The following is a 14,847-nucleotide window of genomic DNA, read 5'->3' on the forward strand; positions in this document are numbered from 1 at the left end:
ATTTGAAGATATACTTGAGGATGTAATTGAGGATGTAATTTTTTTATAACGCATGCTACTTAGATGTACCGAAGCTAAGAAGCGAGGTTATGAATTCAGGCAATTATTCTGCCTATCCATGATTCCACAATAAAGCCCCTGTCTTCCCAACAAAGGAAAGGCAGGGGCCTCTTCATGATTAAACGTTAAAGCGGAAGTGCATCACATCGCCGTCCTGCACAATGTATTCTTTACCTTCCAGTCTCAGCTGACCGCGCTCCTTCGCTCCGTTCATGGAGCCTGCAGCCATCAGATCAGCATAGGATACAACCTCGGCACGGATAAAGCCGCGCTCGAAGTCAGAGTGGATCACGCCTGCTGCGCCCGGCGCCTTCGTACCTTTGCGGATCGTCCAAGCGCGAACCTCTTGAACACCTGCAGTAAAGTAAGTGTACAGACCAAGAAGGCGATAAGCTGCCTTAATCAGGCGGTTAAGACCGGATTCCTCCAGCCCCAGCTCTTCAAGGAACATTTCCTTGTCTTCTCCTTCAAGCTCTGCGATCTCAGCCTCTACTTTAGCACTGATCGGTACCACTTCAGCATGTTCTGCGGCAGCAAATTCCTTCACTTGCAGCACATACGGATTCTCGTCCGCAGTAGACACTTCATCCTCACTAACGTTTGCCGCATATAGTACGGGCTTCATTGTCAGCAGGTGAAGATCGCGAACGACGAGACGTTCGTCTTCTGTCAGCTCCAGGCTGCGTGCTGGTTTGTCTTCATACAGCACTTCCTTCACCTTCTCCAGAACTTCCACTTCCTGAGCGCCCTGCTTGTTGCCGCCCTTCATATTCTTGCGGGCACGATCAATGCGCTTCTCAACACTCTCAATATCAGCCAGAATCAGCTCGAGATTGATCGTTTGAATATCGGATACCGGATCAACCTTACCATCCACATGCGTAATATTCTCATCTTCAAAGCAACGTACAACGTGCACAATCGCATCGACTTCGCGAATATGAGCCAAGAACTTGTTACCAAGCCCTTCACCCTTACTCGCACCGCGGACAAGCCCTGCAATGTCGACAAATTCAAATGCCGTAGGCACGGTCTTGTTCGGCTGTACCAGCTCTGTAAGTTTGTCCAGGCGCTCATCAGGAACCTCAACGACACCGACATTCGGATCAATCGTACAGAAAGGATAGTTTGCGCTCTCCGCGCCTGCTTGGGTAATCGCATTAAAAAGGGTCGACTTTCCTACGTTCGGAAGTCCGACAATCCCTGCTTTCAAAGCCATGTATTCCTACAACTCCTCAAATAAATATTTGTTTGCAGCGAGCGTATTCGCTGAGAAGAACGTATTTCATAATGGTATGAATCCATTCGTTATAAACGAAGATATCATGAAATTCATTCGAAATGTATGCAAATTACGTGTATAAACTTTCGTGACAATCCCACTAATTATATATGAGAAGCGGTAGACCATCAAGACAAGAAGCGGCTAAAGTCTCCCGTTTGTACATAATTGCCAGCACCAATCGTAAGCCTACAATTCCTTATACATGGTAATGCTCTTCGCCTCATAGCCCATTTTGGTATACAAGCTCATGGCCCGGGCATTATGACCAAATACATGAAGTCCAATCCGTTCAGCCTGTAATTTGCGAGCTTCCTTCTCCAGCAGCTCCATTGTCCGCGTACCGTAGCCCTTGCCCTGATATTCCTCGGCTATATGTATGTCATACAGAAAGGCCTCTCTTACTCCATTCCGCAAGTAGATATTAAACCAGATAAATCCGATGACTTGTCCATCACCTACACTTGAATCGATCAAGTTGTAAAAATAAGCATCCTGGGTAAGGTATCCTTCCGGGAGGATCCGGTGCATATCCTCTAACGCCCGGCTCTCGGCATGCTCAGGCAGCCAGGTTCCGGCTGTAATCTTCTCCTGAGCATATTGTTTCAGAGTAAAGGACATAAAATCCTCAAACTGCAATTTATTCATTGCACTAAGCTCAATCACGATCCAATTCACCTTCCTGCTGATTCAATGTTTGATGAGTCTTGATGTGCCCTGAAGCTCTGCAATCGTTCTTACGCCTATACCAAACATGGCAGCACGCAGCTCGAATTCAACCTGCGCCAATCTCTCATGAAGTGCCTCTTCTGAATGGACGGCGGATTCAAGCAGGGATCTCCCGAACCCGGCCAGATCTGCACCCAGTCCAATTGCTTTGGCTGCATCCACTCCATTCGTCAGTCCGCCGCTGCCAATCAACGCCCTGCCAGGGTTGTACTTACGAACTTCCAGGATGCAATCGCTAGTAGGAATTCCCCAATCAGCAAATGCTTCGGCTGCGGCCTTGCGCATCGGATCCTGATTGCGATACTTCTCCACCTGAACCCAGCTTGTCCCTCCTGCTCCGGCAACATCAATAAATGAAACTCCAGCAGAATACAGCCGGGCTGCTGTGCTTCCATCAATTCCCCAACCCACTTCCTTGACACCGACCGGTACCTCAAGCTTCTTGCATAGAGCTTCAATTCGCTGCAGCAGGCTGCTAAAGTCCGTGTTTCCTTCGGGCTGAAAAACCTCCTGCAGACTGTTCAGGTGCAGGACCAGCATCGATGCACCCGCAATGTCTACTGCCCGCTGACAGGCTTCTGCACCGAAGCCGTAGTTCAGCTGTACCGCTCCCAGATTCGCAATGACAGGTATGGTAGGCGCATTTCTTCGGACAGCAAAGGTATCACTAAGCTCCGGCTTCTCCACAGCTGCACGTATGGAACCCACTCCGAGTGACCAGCCTCTCGCTTCTGCCGCCGCCGCAAGACGTTCATTGATTAAGCCTGTCGTTTTGCTCCCACCGGTCATGGAGCTGATCAGCAGCGGTGTACGGAGCTCTTCCCCTAGGAAGGCGGCGGCAAGACGGATATCGGAGAAGCTAAGCTCCGGCAGCGCCAAATGGCGGAATCGATATTTCTCAAATCCAGTTGATATCCCCTGACCGTTCACATCCTCATTCAGGCATAACCTGACATGCTCCATTTTCCGTTCTCCGGTTGGGATCTCAGGCAGCAGATGCTCGCTAACCCGAAATCCATTTGTGCTTGTGCGCTTGTTGTCTTCATGATCCTGATCGGGTCGTCTTTGCATACTCTCCTCTTCTCCTCTCATCACGCCCATGAGTTGTTGTGAGATTGATTTCACATTCTTTATGATCCTGAACTATTATAACGAAATGAGTACAGCTTATCGATGTGAGCTTGCTCATCTTTTTTTCATAATCACTAATATCTTAGCCTATATACTTACCCGCTACCTGCTCTCCAACAAGCTGACCGGACAACGTCACAATCGGCGTTCCTCCACCTGGATGTGTCGTTCCTCCGACAAACCATAAATCCTCAATATCCTTGTGCTTGTTGCCTGGCCGGAAGAAGGTCTGGTTCACCGTGTTGGAGGATATACCATAGATACCGCCGCGATAGGCAAGTGTATCTTGCTCGATCTGCTCCGGGTTGTAATGGATGATAACTTCGGACTGATCCAGTCCATCTAAGCCTCTTGCTGCGAGTTTATCAAAAATCAACTGCCGATAGGTGTCTGTATGCTGTTCCCAGCTCCAATCCTCAGACACATACGGGGCATTGGCCAGTATAAATAAGTTACTGCTTCCGTCCGGAGCCATTCCCTTCTCAGAGTAACCAGAATAACACAGATAGAGTGTTGGATCCTGCGCCGCCTGTCGTCTCTGAAAGATATCCGTAAATTCATCCTGATAGACCTCAGGGAAAAACACCGTATGATGCAGCAGCTGCTCATACTGCTTACGCACGCCGCACAGCGTTACAAAGCCAGATAATGAGGGCTCGTACCGGGAGATTGCCTTATCGTTCATAGACGGGCGATATTGCTCAGGAATAAGCAGGCGGTTCATGCTAAGCACATCTCCATTTACGACCACGACATCTGCGGTGTATTCCCCCTTGTCACTCTGGACTCCTGCCGCTCTCCCATTTCGGATAATCAGCTTACTCACATGCTCCTCAGTATGAATGCGTACCCCAAGCTCTTGTGCCCGCTTTACCATCCCCGTAATGAGGGAAGAGGTCCCTCCTTCTACACCGTAAATACCAAGATCGGCCTCCACATGACCCAGCATGGCGAAGATCGACGGTGTACTGTAAGGGGATGCGCCGATGTACGTAGCATACCTCCCCAGCATCATCAGTGTATTCGGATGTTCAAAATATCGACGCAGCAGCGTATCCAGCTTGACGAGCGGCCTTACTCGCAGAAGGCTCTTTAACATGGACAGGTTGTACTTGTCTCTGGGAGTGAGCAGCAGACGATTCAGAAACTTGTCCTCCGCCTCTCTGTACAGTGCTTGGGATTCCTCCATGAATGCCTCATATCGCAGCGCATCCTTCGAACTGTAGACGGCCATCTGCTCCTTCATCTGTTCCCGGTCTTTCGTTAAATCCACTACACTGCCATCCGCAAAAACATTACGTGTACGCGGATCAAGGTTATATAACCGAACGTAGTCTTCCATTGAGACCCCGGACTGTTCAAACACTTGGCGGAACACATGCGGCATCGTGATTGTGCTGGGTCCTCGATCAAAGGTATAGCCCTGTTCCGTAATTCTCTGAAGCTTGCCGCCTGGATGCTGCTGCCGCTCGAGCACAGTAACATCCATTCCTGCCGATGCTAGACGAATGGCGCAGGACAGCCCTCCGAATCCTGCGCCGATAATGACTGCCTTCTTCATTAGTTGTACCTCCGCCCTTTCCACACATAACCTTTGCCTGTAACTGCGCCAAGCCAGGAGGATATTCCGATCATAATGACACAGGCGATGCTGACCGGATGCAGAAACATGAGCCACAGCGGCTGGCTGTTCACCTGGTCGGCCACCCTCTTCACACCCATGCCGAGCAGAGTGGCAGCTAATCCATAGCCGATGACCAGAGGATCACCTGTCAGTATACCTATGATAAGGCCTATCGGCGGCAGCAGGTACAGCAGGGCATACATGAGCAGCACGAGAGTCAGCAGGAAACCGCTGCGCCCCAGCCCCTCGAACAGGTTCTTCTTATATCCGTTCCATACCTCCCGTGCATTCTGATACATACGGGTATGGGTATGCTGATGGATATCAGCCAAGGTTACCGGCTCCCCTGCGCGTTTTACTGCCCTGGCCAGCTGCATGTCATCGAGCAGATCCGCTTTAATTGCGGCATGCCCTCCCGCAAGCTCATAGGTATTGCGATGAATGAACATAAAAGCTCCGGTCGCCGCAACAAATCTGGCGTCACCCGAGCCTCGTACAAGCCGAATCGGAAGATGGCTGATAATCGTGAATTTCATCATCGGTACGACCAGTTTCTCAAGCCATGTACCTGTAACCTGTCTAGGAAAGCCCGTAACAAGTCCTGTCCCCTGCTGTACTGCGGTGTTCAAAACTGCAGTTATCGCATGGCGCTCAAGCCTTACATCCGCATCCATGAACAGCCACCATGTCCCGGCTGCCTGTTCAGCAAGCTGATGACATGCATGGGATTTGCCCATCCACCCAGGCGCGAGCTCCCTGCCATCTATAATACGAAGTCGAGAATCCTGCGCAGCCATCTCTTCCAGTATACGCCCGGTCGCATCTTCTGACCGGTCATTGAGGACAAGCACTTCCAGCTGGATACCCTCTGTATCTGCGGCAAGCACGCTGGCCAGACAGTCTCCGATATGCCGCTCTTCATTGCGGGCCGGGATCAGGATCGAGACCTTGACTGCCTCAGGATCCCTTCCGTTCGCGGCGCTCGATTCCTTCATGGAACTGGATTGGATTGCACGCATAGAGCCGTGTAATGCAGAGGAGCTCCCTGCATCGCCAAGACGCGGAAGCTGCCTTTTATTCCATATCGAGAAGACCAGCTGTACAGTCAAAATACCGCACAGAATCATGAGCAGATATGCAAGCACATTCATGTCTATTGCTCCCCCCGCTTCACAAACACTTTCTCAAATCGCTCACTCGTTGACCTCTTGCTGTGTATCAAAGATATGTATTCTACTGGCCGTCCGAGAGGAGCAGCCATGATCTCGCGCTTCTGTCTCTCCAGCTGCCCAGTAAGCACGTCCTCCAGTATCCTCGTAATTTCACGACTGGTGTAATCGGACCAGTTCTCTATAATCGGGTGCCCGGCATTCAAGAACGCCTCAGGCTTATCCCGGCTGTACAAGCCGTGTACAAGAGTTACCGGTATTACAGCCGTGTTGGGCAAGCGCGACAGCAGCAGTCCGACCCCGCGCTCGAAGCCAAGCGGACGAACATCCTGATGCCGGATTTCCCCTTGCGGGAAGATCCAGACTCTATGACCTGCGGATAACAGCTCACGTGTGTAGTTTAACGTTTGGCGCACTTCCCCCGTATCGCCTTTGCGTATCGAATAGGCGCCAAGCTTCCGAAAGAACGCAAATTTGTGCAGCTGCTCCTCCTCCATCATCACATAGTGCTCACCAGAAGACAGCCGCTGCAGCGCATGGTGCACAAGCAGTCCATCCCACCAAGAGCTGTGATTCATGATGTAGAGGACAGGCAATTTGGAATCTGCAGGATCCAGCTGTCCGCGAATACCAATATAGCTGAATCTGCGCTCAAGCAAGTATTTTTCATTGTATATCGAGAACAGCTTGTTAAAGAATCGGGACTTGTTTGCGGACAGCATATTGATGACTCCCCTCTGCTACAAAGATGGCAACAGCCGCAATGATGGTAGAACCGTACAGTCCATCTTGAAGCGCCAGCAGCCCAAACAATAAAATGAACATTTGGTACAGCAGCTTCCCTCTGCGCTGGAGCGACGGATTGTAGTCAATCGGAGGCAGCAGCAGGGACAAAATTGCGCCCATAATGAACCAGCTGGCAAAATTCGTCCACGGCACCCCGTAGAATCCGCCCACTCCCTCCCAGCTCCAAAATTCCCGCTGATGCATAACAGGGTCCAGTACCAGATCCATCACAAGAGCCCATGTTCCGACCTTCAGTGCTCGAATAAGTCTACCTCTTACACCATGACCACCACCGCTCAGCAGCGCAGCATTTCCTACTACAGCAATCCATGCAAAACCGAGTGTGAACGGCACCGAAAATACATGGAAGCCGAACAGAAATGAATAGCTGTATTCACCAAATGGCCAGCCGCTGTGGACTCCCAACCACTCTACGCCCATTCCACCTAGCCACATGAGGAAGGCAATTAGCCATACAGCAGGTCTTCTCCACCATTCATGAGGCTGATTAGACATGGCGGGGTTCAGCTGTCTACCAAACACAAGACTGAGCGCACACAATGCGTAGAAGACAAGAAATAATCCATTAGAGAAGTTCAAATATTCAGGAACACCAATGGTCAGCAGCAGCACTGCACCAATGCTGTACCATATCCAATATACAATCTGAATCATCTTAGGACACCGCTGCTTTATTACGCTTGCCGGAACGCTTCTTATGCTTGGCCGCGAGCTTAAGGAAGAGCTTCATTTTTCGCTCATCTGTTACAAATGCCCGCTTGGTATACACATCATATTGATTCACCTCTACCGCATCCAGAATGGAAGCATAGAACGAGGCTGCCAGCTCTACAGCAAAGCCGCTGAGCGGCGGATACGTATCAACATCGGCCAGCCCCTCTTCAAACCACCGGCTTGCGATCTCTTGTAATTCCCGAATGACGGAGATAAAGCGTTCATCCACAATTTCCTCATCAAAATCCTTCATCGTATAACCGTGTCTGACCATCAGCTCCATCGGAATGTATCTGCGGTTACGAGCCTTGTCCTCACCGACATCGCGTATAATATTCACAATCTGCATCGCCTTGCCAAGCGCAATACCCGAAGTCATGGCGGATACACTGTTATCATCGCGAAGCACAGGAAGCAGCATCTCTCCTACCGTGCCTGCTACCAGATAGCAGTAATGCTCCAGCTCCTCCATCGTAGAATAGTGCGTTAGAGTCAGGTCCGAGATCTGCCCCTCCATTTGGCGGAAGAAGGGCTCCTTCGTCAGATTCGGAAATTCTCCGAACAGCCAGCGAAGGGCCGGCCATATGAAATGTCCCTCAGCCTGATCCAGCTCTTTCAAATGATTTTGCAGCTGAAAAATGGAATACGGCGCTTGGTCCGGCTCATCTACACTGTCATCGATCAGACGACAGAAGGCGTAGATAACGAAGACCGCTTCCCGTCTTGGGCTGGGCAAACCGCGAAAGGCATGGTAAAAGGAAGCAGAGCCCTTCCGTATCATTTCCTCACAGCGTGATATAATCGCTTCATTCATTTATCCCATCTCCTTTATCAACTCGTTTGCACATAACCTTGCGCCTTGCATAACAATCGGTATTCCACCGCCTGGGTGAACAGAGGCTCCTGCTGCGAACAAGCCTCGAATGTTCGGATACGGCTTGGGCTGAGGCCGATAGACTCCGGATTGAAACAAGACCGGAGCTATGCCGAAGCTGCCGCCGCCGTATAACCCGTCTCGTCTGGCATCCTCTGGTGTGCGAATCTTGCGCCATCGGATGGCTTCTCGAAGCCCGGAAAATGCCTTCATCTCAGCAGCTTCCAGCACTTTATCCACTATAGCTTCCGCTTCTTTCCAATCTTCTATTCCTTCAGCATTGGGCACGGGTATAAGGAAGTAGAGTACGCTGTGTCCTTCAGGTGCAGCAGTCTCATCCACAGCTACCGGATTAAATACGTAGAAAGAAGGATTGTCCGGCAATGATCGTTTCAGGAACACTTCCTTCATATTGGATACAAACTGATCCGGCAGGAAAAACTGGTGTACCGTTGCTTCAGGAAATCTCTTATCTACCCCCAGATAGACGAGGAGACAGCCAGACGAAGCGGTATACTTTCTTCTAGTTCGGATCTTCCCGTTCATCAGCTTCGATATTTCGGGAAAATCCCCATTATAAACGACGGCATCATATAAGGCAGGGCCCTGAGAAGTAATGACACCCTTGCATTCCCGATTCTCCACAATAAGCGTCTCCACTTCCTCATTCAGCCGAATCTCCCCGCCCCGTGCCAGCAGCTCATCCGCCAGCAGAGAAGCAAGGGAAGCGTAACCGCCTCTTACCATCCAGACTCCAAATTGATGCTCCGCATAGGGAAGCAGCGTATAAATGCCTGGGGTAGATAATGGTGAGCCCCCAATATACAAGCTTTGCAGCGAATAAGCATCCTTAAGCTGCTCGTTATTAAAATAACGGCCCATCGCAGATCTTAAGCTGGTATATGCCCTCATATCCTTCAATAGCCGAGTGACTTCCCGTGTATAGAAGTCTCTCCTTCTCGGAAACGGCCGTTCAAGGATCGTACTTACTCCAGATGGAAAGAGCGGGTCCATGTCCTCCATGAAACGCTGAAAGCCGGCACCCTCACCCGGAAACACACGATTAATCTCCTCGATCTGTGCCTCCCGGTCAGACCACTTCGACAGTACCCTGCCATCCTCGAAGTAAAACCGATGCATCGGATCACAGCGGATCAGATCTATACGGGATCTATCAATACCCGCTTCCTCGAGAATACCGAGCAGCATCTCTGGCAGGAGGACGATCGTAGGACCCTGGTCAATCCGGTAAGGTCCCTCTTCCTCATATGCGAGGCGGCCTCCTACACGAGCGGCCTTCTCGTAGATCGTCACTTCAAACCCTTGTTTTGTAAGAAGCAGAGCGGTCGTTAATCCTCCAACACCTGAGCCGATAACGGCTATTTTCTTGGTTGTGCTCATGACAATTGCCCCGCTTCCCTAGCTTTGCTCATATAGTTCTTCCTTGGATGCTTGCGTGCATCAGCCTCCTGAATGAGCCTAACACTGATCTTGGCTGATTCAAAAATCGTAGGCAGCCCGCTGCCTGGATGCGTTCCTCCACCAACCAGGTAGAGACTCTCCAATTCCTCAAATTGATTATGGGGCCTTAGATACATCATTTGATCAAGCCCATGGGCCAGGTTAAATAAGGCTCCATTATAGATATCAAGCTCCTCTTCCCACTGAAGGGGAGTGAAGAACATTTCTTCCTCAATATGCTCGGACAGCCCTTTCAGCTCGGGAATTTGCTCGAGGCGGTTCATCATTGATTGCCTGATTTCTTCCCTCTGCGCTTCCCAGTCAATGTCTGCTGTCGTATTCGGAGACGGCATCAGCACGTACAGCGAAGATTTTCCAGGAGGAGCCAGTGTCGGATCCAGCACTGACGGGTTATGTATATAGATAGAAGGATCTGCAGACAGCGTTTTGTGCACTGTCATTTCATCGACATTCTTCCGATAATCCGCTGCGAAATGGACGGAATGATGCGCCAGATCAATCTTCTTGTTCACACCCAAATAGAGCATCGCACCTGAACAGGAATACTTTTTGTTACGAATCTTCTCAGGCGTATATTTCTTCAGTACACCAGGCTCAAACAGTTTGACCATAGACGAGGAAAAATCAGCATTCAGTACCACATGATCGGCATATACCTTTTGTCCGTCATCCAGTAGTACCCCTGCTGCTCTTCCTTCCTCCACCAAAATCTTCTGCACGGGCCTCGAAGTATGAATCCGGCCGCCGTGCTCCTTGATGACTTCCTCCATGGCGCGAAACACCTGATTCACACCGCCCTGCGGATGATGAAGCCCGAAATGATGCTCTATATAAGACAGAATCGTAAAGGTACCGGGACAATCCCAAGCAGACATACCTAAATATTTTGCCTGAAAAGTGAAGCCCCAGCGAAGACGTTCATCCTTGAAATAACGGGATAATCTCCCGTACACGGTATCGTTCAAATGCAAATAAGGCAGGGCTTTGAATGCGTCCGATTTAAGATAATCCGTCAGCTTGCCAAAAGGTCTGCGTAATAGCGGCTCCACCTTCTCATATTTAGCCTTCTCATCCTTCATGAATCGAAGATAATTGTCCTCGTCCCCAGGGAACACACGGGCAATCTCCTTCGCGGTCTTCGCTTCATCACTCGAAGGAGCGAACACTTCGTCCCCAAAATGAAGAGTATACAGCGGGTCCAGCTGCTGCATATCCACATAGTCATGGAGTGAACGCCCGACTTGTGTGAACATTTCTTCTATTAGATGAGGCATCATCAGGAAAGTAGCACCTCGGTCAAATTTATACTCTCCCAGCGTTAATTTCGCAGAACGCCCCCCGATTACAGGCTGCTTCTCGTACAGATCCACTTCATAGCCTTGCCCTGATAACAGCATCGCTGCTGCCAAACCGCCGGGTCCAGCTCCAATCACAATGGCTTGCTTTTTCTTATGTACAGGCTTCATGTTTTAGGCACACCTTTCTATGTATTTATTAAGATTGGCGGTTATGCTAGACAATATTCATAGACTTTCCAAAATATACTTTCTAAAAGTTAGATAACCAATATAAAGGCAATAATAATTATTTACACCGGTAGGTTAATTATTAAACAAAAAAAATAAAAAACTTTTTTATAGCAAGATTTTTATCTATTCAATCAGACTTATGCAGTTTGGACTACCCGTATAATGAATGACATTATATATTATGACGCTCAGTTAAGATAAAGTACATTTATTATACATAAACGGATTACCCTTGTCGATGCCTCTAAGCCGGCTGATTTGCTTCATCTCCCGTATGTTGGCGTTAATAATGTGCAGGATATAGAAATCATGATATGTGACCCATCATCCTATCTTATATTTATTACTTTTGAAGGGGCGTCTTCATCAATGAACAATCTACATCATCCGCATCATACGCAGGCATCGAGCTCAGCTGTTTCCAAGAAAAAATTCTCTATAAAAAAGCTCCTCCTGTGGTTTATCATCCTTAACATACTATGGCTTGCAGGTGTCATTGTGTATCAAATGAATAAACCTCTGCCTGAAGGTGTATCCTTCGAGGGACCTGTTCATCATGTAGAGCATGTCGAGTTTTTTGCTGATCTGACCTATCCCGATCCGAAAGCGCCGGAGGGTACCGAACGACATGAACAACGCATCATTAAGCGGATGGAACAAATTGTTCAAGAGGCAGAACAATTTCTTGTCATCGATATGTTCCTGTTTAACCATTATGAGCACGCAAACCAGACATTTCCCCAAGTGAGCAAGCGTTTCACCAACCTGCTGATCAAGAAAAAGCAAGCGAATCCTGATATGGATATCGTATTCATTACAGATGAAGTCAACACCAATTACAACTCTCACCCCAACGCCTTGCTGGAGCAAATGAAAGCCAGTGGAATCCGGGTAGTCGTAACCAATGTGGATCCGCTCAGGGATTCAACCCCCTTCTACTCTGCTGTATGGCGTACATACTTTCAATGGTTTGGTGAACAGGGAACCGGCTGGCTGCCGAATCTCATGGCCACAAACGGTCCTGATGTGACCTTCCGCTCCTATCTCAAGCTGCTGAATGTGAAAGCCAATCACCGCAAGCTTGTAGCCAGCGAACAGACCGCTATCGTTGCTTCTGCCAATATTCACGACGCCAGCGTCTATCACTCCAACATTGCCTTTGAGGTCTCAGGTCCGATTATCGGAGACATTCTCAAGACAGAACAGGCTGCCATGGATTTATCCTCCGCAGGCAAGCTTCCCGAATATACTGCACCAGAGAATGCTGAGTCAGGGCCTATTCGGGTGCGCTATCTGACCGAAGGGAAAATAGCGAAGCATGCGATATCTTTAATCGAGCAGTCTCAGTCTGGAGATACCCTATGGATGGGGATGTTTTACTTGGCGGACAAAGCGGTGAAGGAAGCCCTGCTGGAAGCATCGGAGCGGGGAGTTGAGATTAGGATCATTCTTGATCCGAACGAGAATGCTTTTGGACAGAAGAAGATCGGTATCCCTAACCGCCCGGTTGCCGAAGAGCTGACTGAGAAGTCCAAGGGCAGGATCAAGATCAGATGGTATAACACGACCAAGGAACAATATCATACCAAGCTGCTGTATCTGGAGCGCCGTTCTGGAGACCATATGATGCTAGGGGGATCAACCAACTTCACTCCCCGTAATTTAAATGACTACAATCTAGAAAACAATCTATGGATTGAAGCTCCTTCGGACAGCAAGATTGCTGCTGATGTATCTCAATACTTTAAACGTTTATGGAGCAATAAGGACGGCGAATTCACTCTTGATCTATCGGCATATGAGGACCCTACTACGTTCTGGACCGGCATCCTGTACAAGATTCAATATGCTCTCGGCTTCACTACTTTCTGATAAATGCTGATCTGATAACCGCTGAATGATCATTCAGCGGTTATTTCCGTATTCCTATCGCCCATATTATCAGCATAACTAGTTGACATTGAACGTTAACCACGTTAGACTAACGATCGTTAGGTAGGTGAATGATAATGAGTTCAGACAAGATAAAAGAAGCCGCGCTAAGTCAATTTGCACTCGAGGGCTATGAAGGGGCCTCCCTCCGCAAAATTGCGGATGAAGTCGGAATCAAGAAGCCGTCGATCTATGCACATTATAAAAATAAGGACGACCTGTTCATCCATGTCGTGGAGTATGTGTTCCAGCTGGAACGCAGACGAATCCTGACTTATTTTCAGGAGCAGTCCAATAAGCATAGTACGCTTGAAGAATGCCTTCATGGGTTCTTCGATTGGTTTGGGAAAGAATTCGAATCTCAGGACGCCGCCAAGCTGCTCATGCGAGTCAGCTATTTTCCGCCGGCATCCCTGAATTATGAGGTTAGTCATATGGTGTATCCGTTTCTGGATGGCCTGGAGAGAGTGCTCGCCAAATTTCTGGTGCGCCAATCTTATGAACGCACTCACGCAGCTCAAATCGCCATCAGCTATATGACGCTGGTTGACGGCACGACTGTTGAGCTGCTCTATGGGGGCATGGAGCGTTATCAGAAACGTGTCGAAGCCGCCTGGCCCGTGTTCTGGCATGGTCTTCAACTTTTTCATACAAAGGAGTCATCTTCATGAATCGCAACTGGTTATTTGTTATCCTCGGAGGAGTCATCGAGGTTATTTGGGTCTCTGGCCTAAAGCACGCGGAAACACCGCTGGAGTGGATTGCTACTGTAGTATCGATTGCCGTGAGCTTCTGGCTCATTATTCAGGCTGCCAAGCGGCTGCCTGTCGGGACGGTCTATGCCGTATTTACTGGACTGGGTACCGCAGGTACCGTCATTGCGGAAATGCTCTTGTTCGGAGAGCCCTTCCGCTTATCCAAAGTACTCTTAATCGCACTATTGTTAGCCGGTGTAGTCGGACTCAAGCTGGTAACGGATCAATCGTCGAAGCAAGAAACGAAAGGAGGTCTGACCTAAATGGCATGGGCAGCAGTTATTTTTGCAGGTCTGAGTGAAATACTTGGTGTTATTGGGATCAAAGGCATGTCATCGGGGAAAGGAAAAAAATACTTCCTGTTGATGGGCGTAAGCTTCCTGCTGAGCTTCTCCCTCCTCTCCTATGCAATGCAGTCTTTGTCTATGGGTACGGCATATGCTGTATGGACCGGAATTGGCACCGTCGGAAGTACTATTGTTGGAATGTTCATTTTTGGGGAACCTAAAGAAGCGAAGCGCGTATTGTTTATTGCAATGATCTTGTGCTCCGCTGTCGGACTAAAGCTGATCGGTTAAGAATCAGTGAAAGACAAGGGTGTTACAGGAGAAATTTCCTGATGCACCCTTGTCTTTTTTCAAAATACTTTGTGACGAGCACAATACATATTCAAAGAGTTGTTTCTCCTGTTTTTTTAAGATATAATTTTTCTGACCCATTAGTCAGATTAAGAACCGGGGAGTTCTGAAAAGAGGTGAT

Annotated in this window: 14 protein-coding genes; 4 read left to right on the forward strand and 10 right to left on the reverse strand. The window is 49.0% G+C overall.

Annotated features, from left to right (window positions below; translation table 11 throughout):
* Positions 1-178: 178 nt before the first annotated feature.
* The 10 genes from ychF to BLW49_RS11355 form a co-directional block, all read right to left on the reverse strand.
* A complete protein-coding gene (ychF, locus tag BLW49_RS11310) occupies positions 179-1,279 on the reverse strand; it encodes a redox-regulated ATPase YchF (RefSeq protein WP_076314479.1) in 1,101 nt (366 codons plus the stop codon).
* Positions 1,280-1,531: 252 nt separating this feature from the next.
* The gene (locus tag BLW49_RS11315; protein WP_256209720.1) at positions 1,532-2,008 is read right to left on the reverse strand and encodes a GNAT family N-acetyltransferase; all 477 of its coding nucleotides are present in this window, start codon (positions 2,006-2,008) and stop codon (positions 1,532-1,534) included.
* Positions 2,009-2,032: 24 nt separating this feature from the next.
* Positions 2,033-3,142, reverse strand: coding sequence for a type 2 isopentenyl-diphosphate Delta-isomerase (gene fni, locus BLW49_RS11320; RefSeq protein WP_090724688.1), 1,110 nt, complete (start codon positions 3,140-3,142; stop codon positions 2,033-2,035).
* A gap of 142 nt (positions 3,143-3,284) precedes the next feature.
* A complete protein-coding gene (locus BLW49_RS11325; protein WP_090724689.1) occupies positions 3,285-4,763 on the reverse strand; it encodes a phytoene desaturase family protein in 1,479 nt (492 codons plus the stop codon).
* Complete coding sequence (locus tag BLW49_RS11330; protein ID WP_090724691.1) at positions 4,763-5,977, reverse strand: glycosyltransferase family 2 protein; 1,215 nt, start codon at positions 5,975-5,977, stop codon at positions 4,763-4,765. The genes BLW49_RS11325 and BLW49_RS11330 overlap by 1 nt, the downstream gene beginning before the upstream one ends.
* 2 nt (positions 5,978-5,979) lie before the next feature.
* On the reverse strand, positions 5,980-6,717 hold the full coding sequence (locus tag BLW49_RS11335) for a lysophospholipid acyltransferase family protein (RefSeq protein ID WP_090724692.1): 738 nt from the start codon (positions 6,715-6,717) through the stop codon (positions 5,980-5,982).
* Positions 6,686-7,456 (reverse strand): carotenoid biosynthesis protein, encoded by a 771-nt coding sequence (locus tag BLW49_RS11340; RefSeq protein WP_090724693.1) that lies wholly within the window; start codon positions 7,454-7,456, stop codon positions 6,686-6,688. The genes BLW49_RS11335 and BLW49_RS11340 overlap by 32 nt, the downstream gene beginning before the upstream one ends.
* Before the next feature lies 1 nt (position 7,457).
* Positions 7,458-8,330, reverse strand: a complete 873-nt coding sequence (locus BLW49_RS11345; RefSeq protein WP_090724695.1) for a phytoene/squalene synthase family protein — start codon at positions 8,328-8,330, stop codon at positions 7,458-7,460.
* Complete coding sequence (locus BLW49_RS11350) at positions 8,331-9,791, reverse strand: phytoene desaturase family protein (RefSeq protein ID WP_090724697.1); 1,461 nt, start codon at positions 9,789-9,791, stop codon at positions 8,331-8,333.
* On the reverse strand, positions 9,788-11,338 hold the full coding sequence (locus BLW49_RS11355) for a phytoene desaturase family protein (protein ID WP_090724698.1): 1,551 nt from the start codon (positions 11,336-11,338) through the stop codon (positions 9,788-9,790). Before BLW49_RS11355 ends, BLW49_RS11350 begins: the two co-directional genes overlap by 4 nt.
* Positions 11,339-11,770: 432 nt before the next feature.
* On the opposite strand from BLW49_RS11355, the gene BLW49_RS11360 reads away from it, so the two are divergent.
* From BLW49_RS11360 to BLW49_RS11375, 4 genes are all read left to right on the forward strand, one after another.
* Positions 11,771-13,273 carry a phospholipase D family protein gene (locus BLW49_RS11360; RefSeq protein ID WP_076314470.1) on the forward strand — a complete coding sequence of 501 codons (1,503 nt, stop codon included), beginning with the start codon at positions 11,771-11,773 and terminating at the stop codon, positions 13,271-13,273.
* 137 nt (positions 13,274-13,410) lie between these two features.
* A complete protein-coding gene (locus BLW49_RS11365) occupies positions 13,411-14,004 on the forward strand; it encodes a TetR/AcrR family transcriptional regulator (RefSeq protein ID WP_076314469.1) in 594 nt (197 codons plus the stop codon).
* Complete coding sequence (locus BLW49_RS11370; RefSeq protein WP_076314468.1) at positions 14,001-14,351, forward strand: DMT family transporter; 351 nt, start codon at positions 14,001-14,003, stop codon at positions 14,349-14,351. Before BLW49_RS11365 ends, BLW49_RS11370 begins: the two co-directional genes overlap by 4 nt.
* The gene (locus BLW49_RS11375) at positions 14,352-14,666 is read left to right on the forward strand and encodes a DMT family transporter (RefSeq protein WP_076314467.1); all 315 of its coding nucleotides are present in this window, start codon (positions 14,352-14,354) and stop codon (positions 14,664-14,666) included.
* Positions 14,667-14,847: the final 181 nt, after the last annotated feature.

It is taken from the genome of Paenibacillus sp. PDC88 (assembly GCF_900106725.1).
Classification (GTDB): Bacteria; Bacillota; Bacilli; order Paenibacillales; family Paenibacillaceae; genus Paenibacillus; species Paenibacillus shunpengii.